This window comes from Streptomyces tsukubensis, assembly GCF_003932715.1.
GTDB lineage: Bacteria > Actinomycetota > Actinomycetes > Streptomycetales > Streptomycetaceae > Streptomyces > Streptomyces tsukubensis.
The window spans coordinates 2784526-2798672 of record NZ_CP020700.1; the positions used below are offsets into that span (position 1 = coordinate 2784526).

14 protein-coding genes and 1 other RNA gene are annotated in these 14147 nt (G+C 70.6%); 2 read left to right on the top strand and 13 right to left on the bottom strand.

From position 1 onward, the window contains the following. Nucleotides 1–132 precede the first annotated feature (132 nt). The 5 genes from B7R87_RS10660 to B7R87_RS10680 form a co-directional block, all read right to left on the bottom strand. Entirely contained in the window at nt 133–957 is an 825-nt protein-coding gene (locus tag B7R87_RS10660) for an anti-sigma factor family protein (protein ID WP_130584643.1), read from the bottom strand. After that, nucleotides 954–1547, bottom strand: a complete 594-nt coding sequence (locus tag B7R87_RS10665) for a sigma-70 family RNA polymerase sigma factor (protein WP_078902341.1) — start codon at nt 1545–1547, stop codon at nt 954–956. The genes B7R87_RS10660 and B7R87_RS10665 overlap by 4 nt, the downstream gene beginning before the upstream one ends. Before the next feature lie 324 nt (nt 1548–1871). After that, on the bottom strand, nt 1872–2540 hold the full coding sequence (locus B7R87_RS10670) for a CGNR zinc finger domain-containing protein (protein WP_006349033.1): 669 nt from the start codon (nt 2538–2540) through the stop codon (nt 1872–1874). 190 nt (nt 2541–2730) lie between these two features. Next, nucleotides 2731–4026: a serine hydrolase domain-containing protein gene (locus B7R87_RS10675; RefSeq protein WP_130584644.1), complete on the bottom strand. Its 1296-nt coding sequence runs from the start codon at nt 4024–4026 to the stop codon at nt 2731–2733. 187 nt (nt 4027–4213) lie between these two features. Beyond that, complete coding sequence (locus B7R87_RS10680; RefSeq protein WP_130584645.1) at nt 4214–5236, bottom strand: LysR family transcriptional regulator; 1023 nt, start codon at nt 5234–5236, stop codon at nt 4214–4216. Nucleotides 5237–5321: 85 nt separating this feature from the next. Here B7R87_RS10680 and B7R87_RS10685 point away from each other — a divergent pair, with 85 nt between their 5' ends. After that, nucleotides 5322–6671, top strand: a complete 1350-nt coding sequence (locus tag B7R87_RS10685) for an MFS transporter (RefSeq protein ID WP_233168807.1) — start codon at nt 5322–5324, stop codon at nt 6669–6671. 96 nt (nt 6672–6767) lie between these two features. On the opposite strand, the gene ssrA is transcribed toward B7R87_RS10685, so the two are convergent. The 5 genes from ssrA to ftsE form a co-directional block, all read right to left on the bottom strand. Then, nucleotides 6768–7162: a transfer-messenger RNA gene (gene ssrA / locus B7R87_RS10690) on the bottom strand. A 168-nt stretch (nt 7163–7330) separates the two neighbouring features. Further along, on the bottom strand, nt 7331–7810 hold the full coding sequence (gene smpB, locus B7R87_RS10695) for an SsrA-binding protein SmpB (protein WP_006349028.1): 480 nt from the start codon (nt 7808–7810) through the stop codon (nt 7331–7333). 18 nt (nt 7811–7828) lie between these two features. Then, entirely contained in the window at nt 7829–9001 is a 1173-nt protein-coding gene (locus tag B7R87_RS10700) for a S41 family peptidase (RefSeq protein ID WP_040916155.1), read from the bottom strand. A 67-nt stretch (nt 9002–9068) separates the two neighbouring features. After that, on the bottom strand, nt 9069–9986 hold the full coding sequence (ftsX, locus tag B7R87_RS10705) for a permease-like cell division protein FtsX (protein WP_006349026.1): 918 nt from the start codon (nt 9984–9986) through the stop codon (nt 9069–9071). Between the two features lie 47 nt (nt 9987–10033). Beyond that, a complete protein-coding gene (ftsE, locus tag B7R87_RS10710; RefSeq protein WP_006349025.1) occupies nt 10034–10723 on the bottom strand; it encodes a cell division ATP-binding protein FtsE in 690 nt (229 codons plus the stop codon). A 277-nt stretch (nt 10724–11000) separates the two neighbouring features. Between ftsE and B7R87_RS10715 the strand changes: the two genes are divergently transcribed. Continuing rightward, nucleotides 11001–11192 carry a hypothetical protein gene (locus B7R87_RS10715; protein WP_006349024.1) on the top strand — a complete coding sequence of 64 codons (192 nt, stop codon included), beginning with the start codon at nt 11001–11003 and terminating at the stop codon, nt 11190–11192. A gap of 98 nt (nt 11193–11290) precedes the next feature. Here B7R87_RS10715 and B7R87_RS10720 read toward each other — a convergent pair whose 3' ends face one another. The 3 genes from B7R87_RS10720 to prfB form a co-directional block, all read right to left on the bottom strand. Continuing rightward, on the bottom strand, nt 11291–12139 hold the full coding sequence (locus B7R87_RS10720; protein WP_130584646.1) for a hypothetical protein: 849 nt from the start codon (nt 12137–12139) through the stop codon (nt 11291–11293). A 342-nt stretch (nt 12140–12481) separates the two neighbouring features. Further along, complete coding sequence (locus B7R87_RS10725) at nt 12482–12874, bottom strand: hypothetical protein (RefSeq protein WP_006349021.1); 393 nt, start codon at nt 12872–12874, stop codon at nt 12482–12484. A gap of 108 nt (nt 12875–12982) precedes the next feature. Further along, nucleotides 12983–14089, bottom strand: a complete 1107-nt coding sequence (prfB, locus tag B7R87_RS10730) for a peptide chain release factor 2 (protein ID WP_006349020.1) — start codon at nt 14087–14089, stop codon at nt 12983–12985. Nucleotides 14090–14147: the final 58 nt, after the last annotated feature.

The window sequence follows — 14147 nt, forward strand, 5'->3', positions numbered from 1 at the left end:
CTCGCCGGTATCGGCGGCCGGGTCACCGGCCGTGTCCGCAGCGGCATTGTGCCTGGCCACCGAGGCCCCCTTCTGACGTGCACTGGGCAGCCGTCAACCGTACGCGAAGGGGAGCCTTCTGTCAGGCGCCGGTCAGGCGTCTATCTCGACCAGTTTCTGGTTGTCGAAGGTACGCACCTCGAAGCGGTCGATGTCCTCACGGGCCATCGCGGCCCCGCCGTGCACGTACAGCGGGGCCTTGGAGGCGTCCGAGGGGCCGTCCGGAATGCCGTAACCCCATCGGGGGACGGACCAGGAGGTGATGATCTCCTCCTCGCCGGTCTTGGAGACGGCGACGAGATTGCACTTCAGGGGCCCCTTGACCCCTTTCAGTTCCAGCACCGCGTGCGTCCCCCAGCCCTTCTTCTCCAGGCCGACGGTCGCGGACACCCTGGTCGTGGGGTCGGTGGCGCGGACCTTCTCGGGCATGTGGTGGAAGAAGGCGTCCTCGGCCGGGGAAGTGGGATGGGCCTCCACGCTCCCCTTCGGCGCGTCGCCGTCCCGGATGAACGCATACGTCGTCACGGGGACGGCGACGACCAGCGCCGCGGCGGCCGCGACCAGATACCGGCCCCGCCTGCGCCGGGCGGCACGCTGCCCCGCGACCTCGTCCAGCACCCCGCCGAGGACCCGGGGGCCCGGCGGTCCCGGCAGCACGGGCAGGGGGCGGGGCGGCGGGCTCGCTCCCGCCGGGGCCCCGACTCTGCGGAGCAGGGGGGAGGCGGCGGCGGGCGGGACGGGGGCGTCGGCCAGGGCGGCCAGCATCGGTTCCAGTCCGGAGAACTCCTCCACATGGACCGCACAGATATCGCATCCCGCCAGATGCGCCTCGAACGCGGAGACGTCCGCGTCGTCCAGGACTCCGAGCACATACGCCCCGACGGCGTCGTGAATCGAGTCCTGCCCCCGCATGGTCATGCTGTGACCCCCCTCTCTTCCAGTGCGAGCTTCATGGAACGCAGTGCGTAGAAGACCCGTGAGCGGACCGTTCCACTGGGTATGCCGAGCGTCTCGGCCGCTTCGTTGACCGTACGGCCCTTGAAGTACGTTTCAAGAAGTACTTCCCGGTGCGCGGGCGTCAAATCGTCCAGCGCATCCGAGAGCGTCATCAGCCACAACGCCTTGTCGATCTCGTCCTCCGCGGGCATGACCTCCAGCGGCGACGGGTCCACCTCCTGCGGCCGGGCCTGCCGGCTGCGGTGGCCGTCGATGACGATGCGCCGCGCGACCGTCACCAGCCAGGGTCGGACAGAGCCGGTCGCCCGGTTGAGCTGACCGGCGTTCTTCCAGGCACGGATGAGCGTCTCCTGCACCACGTCCTCGGCCCGCTGGCGGTCGCCCGCGACGAGACGCAGCACATAGGCGAGCAGAGGTCCCGCGTGTTCGCGGTAGAGCGCCCGCACCAACTCCTCGTCAGGCAGTGAGGAGGCATGGCGTGGCTTCGTGCTGCGATGGCGAGCCCTCTGCGGACGGTCATCGGCCACGGCGGCATCCTTGCGCACCTGCAACCTCCCGGTCGAGACCTTGACTTGGCGTCGGCTGACTGCTTGTCCCCGTCCTTTACGGAAGGGAACGCCGAGGCGCTCAACCCGACCGGAAAAAGTTCCCCGTGGCCCGGGTCGTGTCCGGACACGACCTGGGGGATCGCCCTGTTTTGCCCTCCATTCCTCCGGTGCGCGGCGCCCGCGGAGACGCCGTTCACCAGGCTTTACGGATGGACGTGTGAAACGGTTCACCACGGCGCGAAGACGTTCCGGACACGGGGGAGATCCGATGCCGTGTCACCCTTTGCCCGGTGGCGCCGCCGTTTGCCGGGCGGATCGGGGAGCCTGTCAGGTACGGGCGAGGGCCGCCACCCGGCGCCGGTGGCGGGCCACCCGCTCCCGGTTCCCGCACACTTCGCTGGAGCACCAGCGGCGGCGGCTGCCCCGGGAGGTGTCCACGTACACCCGGCGGCAGCTCTCGCCCTCGCACTGCCGCAGCAGGGCCCGGGCCGCCGGGTCGGTGAGCAGTTCGACCGCGTCCCGGGCGACGACGGCGAGGAGTTCGGCGCATTCGGGGGCCCGGGCGAGCGCCCGGACCAGGGACCCGCCGGCATCCCGTACGGCCCGGACCGGCGGCGGCGCCGCGACAGCCAGGGCGTTCACCCGCTCCAGCGCGGCGGCGGCCGGGGCCGGACGGCCTTCGATCTCGGCACGCACCACCTGGGCGAGATGGCCGCGGAGTTCGGTGAACCGCTGCACCCAGGAGGGGCAGTCGGCGGGCAGCGGGGTCCCGGGCGGCACCAGTGCGGCACCGACCAGCCAGCGCCGGAGTCTGCCCTCTCCGGCCAGGGGCTCGTCCCGGTGGCCCGCGCCGGGGGCGGGGTCCCCGGTGGCGACCAGGTCCAGACAGAGCCGTCCGGTGTCGAACCGCCAGGGGAGGCGGGCCGGTCCGTCCGCGGCATCCGCCGTACCGGACCTGGTCACCCGCTCCGCCGGGTCTGCCGCACGTGCCGCCATGCCCCTCTCACCGCCTTGGGGTCGCCGCCGGGTCTCCCTTCCAGAGTGCCCCCGCCGCGAGGCGCCCGGAACCCCTGCTTCAGGCCGGTTCCGTACGGTCCCGGGCCGGGCCCCGCGGCACAGGGGGGCGTACCGCGGGGCGGGCCCGGCCGAAACCGGTGCCCGCCCCGCGCTGTGCTCCGGTTCCGGGCTACTGCCGGGCGATGCCCGGGGCGATGTCCTCGTACCGCTCGACGGCGGACCCGTCGGCGGTCGTGCTGCGCACGGTCTTCGCGGTCTTCGCGGTGTTCGCGGCCTTGACGGGCGGGACACCGCAGAACGCCGCCTCCAGCGTCCTCGGCAGCGTGTTCAGCACGGTCCCGTTGTTGGAGGTGTTGGCGAAGGACGTGATCGACCGCTTCCCGTCCGCCGAGGTGAAGGCGAAGGTGTAGTACCCCTGGACCGTGCCGGTGTGCCCGTACACCGACACCCCGCACGACAGATCCCGGCGCCGCAGCCCCAGCCCGTACCCCTGGGTGGAGTTGACCGGCGTCCAGGTCCGCATCTCGGCCAGCGCGGTACCGGAGACGAGCTTGCCGCGCATCAGCGCCGACAGGAAGGTGTTGAGGTCCTCTGCGCTGGAGACGACCGCGCCCGCGCTCTGTGCCCAGGAGACGGTCTGCCGGGTGGAGTCCACCAGCGGAGCGCCGGCCTCGTCGGGCCGGAGATAGCCCTTGACGTGCCGGCCGGGGATCGCGGTCTCGGGGTGGACGTAGAAGGTGTCGTCGAGGTCGAGCGGCTTGATGATCCGCTTCCGGTACGCGTCACCGACATCCTTCCCGGTCAGCTTCTCGATGAGCATGCCCGCGACGACGAAGTTGGTGTTGGAGTAGGAGTACGTGGTCCCCGGGGTCACGGTCGGCGGCTTGGCCAGCGACAGGTCGAGCAGCTCCCGGTAGGTGAAGACGCGGTTCCGGACCGATTCGAAGCCGGGCACGGTCGCGGCGAACATGTCGTTGGTGTAGTCGTACAGGCCCGTGCGGTGGCTGAGCAGATGGCGGACGGTGATCCGCGGGTCGAGCAGCCCGGGGAGATAGGTGTTCACCGGGGTGTCCAGGGCCAGTGCGCCCTCGTCGACGAGCTGGAGGAGGACGACCGCGGAGAACGTCTTGCTGACGCTGCCGATCCGGAAGCGGTCGTCGGTGTCCATCACCCGTCCGGTGGCCCGGTCCGCGATTCCCTCGGTCTGCCGGAGCACGCTCCCCGAGTCGTCGATCCGGGCCATCGCGCCCGGCGCCCCGTTCGCCAGCGCCGCCCTCAGGGCCGTACGCAGGGCGTCCGGGTCGGGGGCGGAGAGGGCGGGGGCCGCGGGCGCGGACGGCGCGGCGGGTTTCGCGGGGGCGGCGGGCGCGGCGGGTGCGGCCACCGCGGACTGCGCGGAGACCGCGAGCAGCGACAGCAGCGCGGCACCGAACGCGGTTCCCCTGCTCACCTTGGCTGAGACCATCTGGTCGTACTCCCTGTTCAAGCCGTTCGAACCGGCCATAGAGCGGCGGCGCGGATGCGGCCGCCGTCACCAGATGTAGACGACGTTTCACCGGAAGAGGTGCACCGGCGGGGGTGAACTCCCTTTTCGACCGGCGCACTTCCCCGTTCGGGCGCCGTCGGGCCCGCCGGGGCGCCCGGACGGGCCCTCACGGGCGGGGTACGCCGGGCCTCGGAGCCGTACCGCCGGCCCCCGTCCGGGCACCCCTCATGGCCTCCGCGTCCTCGCGCGGCAGCCACCACTCCCCCGCCGTGGGCAGCTCCAGCCAGCCGTGCTCGGCGGCGAGGGTGCGGGCGGTGCGGAGCAGGGCGTCCGCGGCGGGGTGGCGCAGACCGCGGCGGTGGACGAGGGAGACCGGGGAGAGCGGTACGGGGTCGACGAGCGGCCGGAGCACCATGCCCGGGATATCGGCGAAGACGGTACTGGCCAGGACGGACCAGCCCCGCTGCCGTACCACCCGGACGAACTCCTCCTCACCGGTGATCTCCGGGTACGGCTCGGCCATCGTGAGGGAGAACTCCGCGAACAGCGCCGCGGCGAGCGCGGTCCACGCGGCGGTGGCCGGGTTGCCCGCGCCCGCGTACAGCGGCTCGCCGCGCAGCTCCCGTACGGGCACCGCGGGCAGGGCGGCGAGCCGGTGCCCGGCCGGGAGGAGGACCGCCATCGGCTCGTACCGCACCGGCCGGTGCTCCAGTCCGGCGAGCAGGTCCGCGGGCAGCCCGGCGACCCGGCCGAAGGTCACGTCCAGCCGCCCGGCGAGGACAGCGGCGGCGGCGCCGTTGAGCCCGGTGTGGTAGCGGGCCATCAGGTCGAGTCCGGGTTCGGCGGCGCGGGTCGCGTCCAGGATCTGCCGGCCGGTGCTCGGCGAGGCGCTGACGTCGACCAGCAGCGGCCGTCGTACGCCGTCGGCGGCCGCGGCCCGCAGTCCGTCGTGGGCGGCGAGCACGGCACGGGCGTACGGCAGCAGCCGCTCGCCCTCCGCGGTGAGCGCGACCCGCCGGGTGGTGCGGTCGAACAGTTCTGTTCCCAGGGCCTGTTCGAGTCTGCGGATATCGCGGCTGAGCGCCTGCTGTGCGGTGTAGAGCCGGGCGGCGGCGCGGGTGAAGTGGAGTTCGCGCGCGACGGCGTCGAAGGCGCGGAGCAGTCGGGGGTCGATGTCCTGGTCGGCCATCGGACGGAATTTACACCGGGGTTGTGTGAATCGACTCCGAACAGGTGTTGGACCGCGGCCGGGAGGCGTACGGATGCTGGTGCGCATGCCTTCCGCCCTCCCTGACGGGACTCCGCACGCATGCCCCGACGGAACCCCGCACGCCCGTCCGGACGGGACTCCGCACGACCAGCTCACCGGAACCCCGCACGACCAGCTCGCCGGGACCCCGCGCGCCCGTCCCGACGACGGGACTCCGCGCGACCTTGCCCACGAGACTCCGCGCGCCTACGCCCGCCTGTTCGCCGTGCCCGGGACCGCCGCGTTCACCGCCGGAAGCCTGATCGCCAGGCTGCCGTTCGCCATGTTCGGGGTGAGCGCGGTGGTGATGATCGCCGGTTCCCGGGGCTCGTACGCCCTCGCGGGAGCGGTGACCGCGACCGGGCTCACGGTCACCGCGCTGGTCGCGCCCTGGACGGCCCGGCTGGTGGACCGGCACGGACAGGCGAGGGTCGCCCGGCCCGCCACCGCGCTCGCCCTGCTCGGCTCCCTGGCCCTGGTGCTCTGCGTACGCTACGACGCCCCCGACTGGACCCTGTTCGCGTCCTGTGCGGCGACCGCCACCAGCCCGAACACGGGTGCCATGGCCCGGGCCCGCTGGGCGTATCTCCACCGGGACGATCCGGCCTCACTGCACACCGCGAACTCCTTCGAGCAGGCCGCCGACGAGCTGTGCTTCATGACCGGCCCGGCGCTGGCGGCCCTGCTCTGTTCGGCGCTGTTCCCGGAGGCGGGGACGGTGGCGGGCGCGGTGCTGATGGCGGGCGGGATGCTGCTGTTCACCGGGCAGCGGTCGACGGAACCGCCGGTGGCCGTCCGCCCGCCGGGGACCCGGGCGCCGCTGCGGGCCGCCGGGATGCCGGCGCTGCTGGCGGTCTTCCTGGCCACGGGGGTGGTGTTCGGCGCGCTGGAGGTGACGACGCTGGCGTACGTGGACGGGCCGGAGGCCGGGCTGCTCATCGGGCTCCAGGCCGGGGGGTCCTGCGCGGCGGGGCTGGTGTACGGGCTGCGCCCGGTCGCCGCGCCCGGGGACCCCCGGCGGCTCGCGGTCTGTCTGGCGGCCATGACGGCCCTGATGGCGCTGCCGCTGCTCGCCGCCGCCTCGGGCGGCAGCACGGCCGTACTGGCGCTCGCGCTGCTGGCGGCAGGCGCGGCGACCGCCCCCACGATGATCACGGGCATGGCGTCGGTCCAGCGGATCGTCCCGCCGGGCAGCGTCAACGAAGGGATGACGCTCGCGGTGACGGCGATCCTGACCGGGATAGCGGCGGGGTCGGCGGTCTCTGGATGGCTGGCGGAGCGGGCCGCGCCGGGCACGGGCTACACCGTCCCCGTCGCCGCGGCCCTGCTGGGCCTGGTCGCGGCGGTGCTGCGGGCGCGCCGACCCACACCCTGAGGGCCCCGGGAGGATCCCCCGGCACTCCGTCCCGATTTCCGGGATACGACAAAGGCCCGGCTGTTGTCACAGCCGGGCCCGTGCCTCACATGGGATGAGTGGAGATGGCGGGAATCGAACCCGCGTCCAACGGTGCAGAATCAGGACTTCTCCGAGCGCAGTCCGCTGCGCTTTTCTCGGCCCCGGAGATCACGCGGACAAGTCTCCGACGGGCCCAGTCACTGTTGGTTGTTCCTCAGGACCCCGTGACCGGGCCTAGAGGTTGAGTTCCCTAGATGACGCCAGGATCCGGGTCGGGAACAGCCCCGGGCTGACGCTCCATGAGTGAAGTCTTGTCTCTACTGCTTATTAGGCAGCGAGGGCGAAGGCTTCGGAGTTATCGCGCTTGTTATTGGCGATTATTTTTTGCGACATATGGTTTACGAGATCATTGCCGCTTCCTCGGCTCGCTTCTCCTGCTTCGACAGCCGCTGTCGAAACCGATCATCCCCATGTTGATTTTTCAAGCATCACCGGAAGCAGCCTTGCGGCAGCCCGGTGCGCCCCTCACCGAGGGACGTTCCCATCGTACGGGACCGACACGACCCCGTGCCAGCGCATTCCCGCACGCCGCGGCGGACGACCCCGTCCGACCGGTCCGGTCCGGCCCGGTCCCGGCGTCAGGACCGCTGCTGCCGCCGGACCGCCGACATCACCTTGTCCGCCTCGCGCCGGTCCTGCCGTTCGCGGAGCGTCTGCCGCTTGTCGTACTCCTTCTTGCCCTTCGCCAGCGCGATCTCGACCTTCGCCCGGCCGTCCTTGAAGTACAGGGCCAGCGGCACGATCGTGTGCCCGGACTCCTGCGACTTCGACTCCAGTTTGTCGATCTCCTCCCGGTGCATCAGCAGCTTCCGCTTGCGCCGGGCGCTGTGGTTGGTCCACGTCCCCTGCGAGTACTCCGGTACGTGCACGTTGTGCAGCCATGCCTCGCGGCCGTCGATCTGGACGAAGCCGTCCGCCAGGGACGCCCGCCCCTGGCGCAGCGACTTCACCTCGGTCCCGGTCAGGACGAGACCGCACTCGTAGGTGTCGATGATGAGGTAGTCGTGCCGCGCCTTCTTGTTCTGCGCGATCAGCTTGCGCCCTTTTTCCTTAGCCATAGTGCGGTCATTTTCGCACTACGACCCGGGGCCGAGGCCACTCAATACCGTCTCGGCCCGCCGCTCGGGGTCCTCCCCCTCGGCGGGCGTCAGATCGGGGGTGATACCGCGGCCGTCGAGGTCGTGACCCTCGGGAGTGCGGTAGTGGCCGACGGTCAGCTCGGCCACGGAACCGTCCGGGAGGGTGCTCGGCATCTGCACCGACCCCTTGCCGAAGGTGCGGCTGCCGACCGTGACCGCACGGCCGCGGTCCTTCAGCGCGCCGGTGACCATTTCGGCCGCGCTCATCGTCCCGCCGTCGACCAGGGCGACCACCGGCCGTCCGGTGTCGCCGCCGGGCTCGGCGTACAGGGCGAGCTGCTCGCCCTCGACGTCGTACGTGGCCACCAGCCCGCCGTCGAGAAAGGCGGAGGCGGCGGTGACGGCCTCGGTGACCAGCCCGCCGCTGTTGCCCCGCAGGTCCAGCAGGACCCCGGCGCCGTCCGGGGCGTCCTCGACGGCCTCCTTCACACGCTCGCCCGAGCCGCGGGTGAACGACGAGACGCGGATCTTCACCGCGCCGCCGTCGAGCTGTTCGACCGTGACGGACTCGCTGGGCAGGGTGGTACGGATCAGCTCACGGGTCCAGGTCCGGGAGCCGCGCTGGAGGCCCAGCGAGACGGAGGTGCGTTCCTCGCCCCGCAGCAGTCCGACGATCTCGGTCACCGGGCGTCCTTCGACGGACCGGCCGCCGACCGTCCGCAGCCGGTCGCCGGAGCGGATGCCCGCCTTCGCGGCGGGCCCGCCGGGCTGCACCCGGGCAACCTCCACCCGGCCGCCGGCCGTGGGGCGCGCCCAGAGCCCGACGCCGGTGTACTCGCCGTCGAGGGTCTGCTGGAACTTCTCGTACTCGCGCGGATCGTAGACCGCGCCCCAGCGGTCACCGCTGCGGCTGACGACCTCCTCGGCGGCCTGGGCGGCCGAACCGCCCTCGGCGACGGCCTCGGAAGCGACCCGGACGAGATCGTCGCGGTCGACGCCCGGCCCGGACGGGCGGACGGCCCCGGGGCGGGTCTCCCCGTCGCCGGATGACCGGTCGTGCGGCAGGGCGTCGGTGACCGCTCCGGCCGCCAGCACACCGGCGAACACCAATGTCAGGGCCGCCCCGCGGCGGATGCGGCGGGGCCGAGGGGAGAACTCAGGGCCCGGCATGGCGCCGAGTCTAGGACAAGCCCCCGGCACGGTAGGGCCGTTGCCGGTACCGCGCCGGGGGTAGATGTCACACCTTGAGGTACTTGCGCAGTGCGATGAAAGCCGCAAGGGCGGGCATCAGCAGACCGATCGCCAGGACCAGGGGCAGCTTGGTCACCAGGGCGTCCCAGCCGATGAAGTTGATCAGCGGCATCTTGTCGGCGAGGGCGAGGCCGTGGTCGATCAGGAAGTAGCGGCCCGCGACCAGCATGCCCGCGGCCAGCAGTCCGCCCAGCAGACCGGCGATCGCCGCCTCCAGGATGAACGGCAGCTGGATGTAGAAACTGGAGGCGCCGACCAGCCGCATGATCCCGGTCTCACGCCTGCGGCTGAACGCCGAGACCCGTACGGTGTTGACGATCAGCATCAGCGCGATGATCAGCATCAGGATCATCACCGCGATCGCGGTCACGTTCATGCCGTTCATCAGGTCGAACAGGTTCTGCAGGATGCTCCGCTGGTCCTCGACCGACTGGACACCCGGCCGGCCCGCGAAGGCGGATGCGACCACCTGGTACTTCTCCGGATCGTGCAGTTTGACCCGGAAGGACTCCGGCATCTGGTCCGGGGTGATCGTGTCGGCGATGGGGGTGTCGCCGTAGCTGTCCTGATAGCGCTTGTAGGCCTGCTCCGCGCTCTCGTAGTGGATCTTGTCAACGACGTTCATCTTGTCCAGATCGGCTTTGATCTGGTCCTTCTGGTCACCGGTGACCGCACCCTTGGCGCACTGCGGCGAGTTCCGGGCGTCGTTCTTGTTGCAGAGGAAGATGGAGACGTTGACCTTGTCGTACCAGAAGTCCTTCATCGTGCCGACCTGCTCGCGCAGCAGCAGCGCCCCGCCGAAGAGGGCGAGCGACAGGGCCACGGAGATGACAACGGCGAAGGTCATCGTGAGATTGCGGCGGAGACCGACGGCGATCTCCGACAGGACGAACTGGGCGCGCATCGCGTGCGGTCAGCCTTTCTGGCGCGGGGCGGTACGGATCGGTGGGCTCAGTGCTGGTAGCCGTAGACACCGCGGGCCTGGTCGCGGACGAGCCGGCCCTGCTCCAGTTCGATGACGCGCTTCCGCATCTGGTCGACGATGTTCTGGTCGTGGGTGGCCATCACCACGGTCGTACCGGTCCGGTTGATCCGGTCCAGCAGCTTCATGATGCCCACGGAGGTCTGGGGGTCGAGGTTTCCGGTCGGCTCGTCGGCGATCAGCAGCATGGGCCGGTTGACGAACGCCCGGGCGATGGCGACCCGCTGCTGTTCACCGCCGGACAGCTCACCGGGCATCCGGCCCTCCTTGCCGCCGAGACCGACCAGGTCGAGCACCTGGGGTACGGCCTTGCGGATCTCGCCGCGCGGTTTGCCGATGACCTCCTGGGCGAAGGCGACGTTCTGCGCGACGGTCTTGTTGGGCAGCAGCCGGAAGTCCTGGAAGACGGTGCCCAGCTTCCGCCGGACCTGCGGCACCTTCCAGTTGGAGATCTTCCCCAGGTCCTTGCCGAGCACATGGACGGAGCCGTGACTGGCCCGCTCCTCGCGGAGGATCAGACGGAGGAAGGTCGACTTTCCGGAGCCGGAGGATCCCACCAGGAAGACGAACTCGCCCTTGGCGATCTCCAGGGAGACATCGTGCAGCGCTGGCCTGCTCTGCTTGGGGTAGGTCTTCGAAACCTGGGCGAATCGGATCACGGGGCACACCATGTCGGCCGGGGTCAAAGGGTGTGCGTGACACTACGCGAACGGGGCGTGAGTATGCAGTCGACGGCCGGGGATGCGTGGATTGTCACGCCCAAGTGGCACGGCCAGCGCCCGGCCCCCGAGGGTGGAGCTTCCCCTTGCCGCGCGCCGAACGGCGCGGGAGCTGGCACAGTGGTAGGGAACAGTCGCGTGTCCTTGAGCGTTGTCGGACGAGAAGTGTGCTGACGGTCCGCGGATTGCGGCTCCGACGCGCGGGAGAGGAGAGCGCATGACCTACGACCGTCTGGTGTGCGCCAACTGCGCGGCCCCGGTCTCCGAGGGCCGCTGCCCGGTGTGCCGGGCGAACCGTGAGCGGCTCCAGCAGCAGAGCCCGTTCTCGGCGCTGACCCCGGCGGCCCTGGCGGGTCTGCTGGTGCTGCTGATCGCCGCGGTGGCCCTGCTGGCGACGCGTACGGCCTGAGCGGCCGTCCCCCCACCGACACGGGCGAGGGGCCCGGGGTGCTGTGCCGCACCCCGGGCCCCTCGTCACTCTCCGCCTTGCGGCGGTTACGGCCTCACTCAGACGGCTGCGCGGTTGCCGCCGACGAGCCGCGGCAGCATCCGGAACCCGATTCCACCGGCGATCATCGTCGCGGCGCCGACGAGCAGGAAGGTCGTCTCCATCGCACCGGTCTCGGCGAGCTCTTCCTTGGCCTCGCCCTGCTGGACGGGCTGGGAGCCGGCGTTGTTGGTGTCGGTCTGGTCCCCGCCACCGGCCGACCCACCGGTCGACCCGCCGGACCCATTGCCGCCGGTGGACCCGCCGGTGCTGTCGCCACCGCCGTTGTCGGTCCCGCCCTTGGTGGTACCGCCGCCGTCGGTGCCGCCCTTGGTCGTACCGCCCTGGCTGGACGTACCGCCCTTGGTGGTGCCGCCGCTCTCGGTGCCGCCCTTGGTGGTGCCGCCGCTCTCGGTCCCGCCCTTGGTCGCGCCCTGGTTCGTCTGACCCTGGTCGGAGCCCTGATTGGTCTGGCCCTGATCCGACCCCTGGTTCGTCTGACCCTGGTCGGAGCCCTGGTTCGTCTGACCCTGATCCGACCCCTGATTGGTCTGACCCTGGTCGGAGCCCTGGTTCGTCTGACCCTGATCCGACCCCTGATTGGTCTGACCCTGGTCGGAGCCCTGGTTCGTCTGACCCTGATCCGACCCCTGGTTCGTCTGACCCTGGTCGACACCGATGGTGGTGCCACCTTCGGTGTTGTTACCGCCGTCCTGGCCGCTCGTGGAGTCGTTGATCCCCAGGCCGACATCGGCGGTCTGCGAACCGGTGAACGCCTGGGCCGCACCGGCCACCGTCAGCGACGCACCGGCCGCGATCACCGCGCCGGCGGCGATCCGTGCCACGCGGATACGCGTCTTCTTCGTCATCTACCTGCTACCCCCAGTAGCTGTTCGTCATTGAGCCGGGTCTCCCGGGCGGCTACTCAGGGGAGAGCTTCCGCCCTCACCCCGCTCGCTCTCGCCCCGGGAAACACGCACGCCGCGTGCCAGCCTTGCCAGTTCGGAAGGGCCCGTCAAGCGGGATGCGCGAACGATGCCCGATATGAGGGCTGTTGCCTGACGAGGTGGCGACACAATTGTGACCCCGCAGTCCAAGCCCACCCCGAAAGACCTTGACTTTACCGGCTTGTCGACAAAAGAGATCAACTTCGGGAAGCATGCACTCGCCCGTTCAGGCTCCCGGCAACGGCCCGACGCCGGGCACCGTCTTCACCCGGAGACCTCGGTTTCTTCGAAGTATCGCCGGATTTCCTCCTCGATTTCACCGACGGCTTGCGCCTGCCAGCCGCCGCGCAGGAAGGCGGCCAGAACCGAGGCAAAAGCGGACACGACCTCAGCAAAATCGGCTCCGGCAACAACCTCGCACTCAAGAACCGTCGGCCAGTCGAGGAATGCAGGAGCGTCGGCGCAGCCATGCCCCTCGTAGCCGTTGTGCGCCACGTCGATCAGAAGAACGGCATAGCTCAGCGATCTGCGGCCCGACTTTACCGCCCCCAGTCGTTTCAGCACCTCCTCGGCTACATCCTGATACCTGCAGTCGACGTAGATATCGCAGTAGTCTTCGGCATTCAATGGCTGGTTCGGGGTGACCGAACGGTCCATTGTCGTTCCCCCTGCCGTTTCAGGGCCGGAAAGCCAAGTCTGGAACGCGAAGAGCGCCGCCCAGAGGGTGGCGCTCTTCGTATACGGGTGGGGCGGACCCCTCCGTGGCTACTTCTCCTGCTGCTTCCGCCAGCGGATGCCCGCCTCCAGGAAGCCGTCGATCTCGCCGTCCAGGACCGCCTGCGGGTTGCCGACCTCGAATTCGGTGCGCAGGTCCTTCACCATCTGGTACGGGTGGAGGACGTACGAACGCATCTGGTTGCCCCAGGAGTTGCCGCCGTCGCCCTTGAGGGCGTCCATCCTGGCCTGCTCCTCCTGGCGGCGGCGCTCCAGGAGCTTGGCCTGGAGGACGTTCATCGCGCTCGCCTTGTTCTGGATCTGGGAGCGCTCGTTCTGGCAGGAGACGACGATTCCGGTGGGGATATGGGTGATCCGGACCGCGGAGTCGGTGGTGTTGACGCCCTGGCCGCCGGGGCCGGAGGCGCGGTAGACGTCGATGCGGAGTTCGGACTCGTCGATCTCGACGTGGTCGGAGCTCTCGACGACGGGCAGCACCTCGACACCGGCGAACGACGTCTGGCGGCGGCCCTGGTTGTCGAAGGGCGAGATGCGCACGAGGCGGTGGGTGCCCTGTTCGACGGAGAGGGTGCCGTAGGCGTAGGGGGCCTTCACCACGAAGGTGGTCGACTTGATGCCGGCCTCCTCCGCGTACGAGGTCTCGTAGACCTCGGTGGAGTAGCCGTGGCGCTCGGCCCAGCGCAGATACATCCGCTGGAGGCGCTCCGCGAAGTCGGAGGCGTCGACGCCGCCCGCTTCGGCGCGGATGTTGACGAGGGCCTCGCGCTCGTCGTACTCGCCGGAGAGGAGGGTGCGGACCTCCATCTCGTCGACGGCCCGGCGGACGCTGACCAGCTCGGTCTCGGCCTCGGCCAGGGTGTCGGCGTCGTCTTCGGCCTCGGCCAGTTCGAAGAGGACCGCGAGGTCGTCGATGCGTCCGCGCAGGTGCTCGGCCTTGCGCAGCTCCGCCTGGAGGTGGGAGAGCCGGCTGGTGATCTTCTGCGCCGCCTCCGGGTCGTCCCACAGGGACGGGGCCGCGGCCTGCTCTTCAAGCACGGCGATGTCTGCCCTGATCCTGTCGAGGTCCAGAACGGACTCGATCGACCCCATGGTCGCGGAGAGGGACTTCAGCTCTTCGGATACATCGACGACTGCCACGCGTCCAAGCGTAACGGCTGGGCGCGCCGACCCGGTCCGCCAGGTGGCGGACGACGGT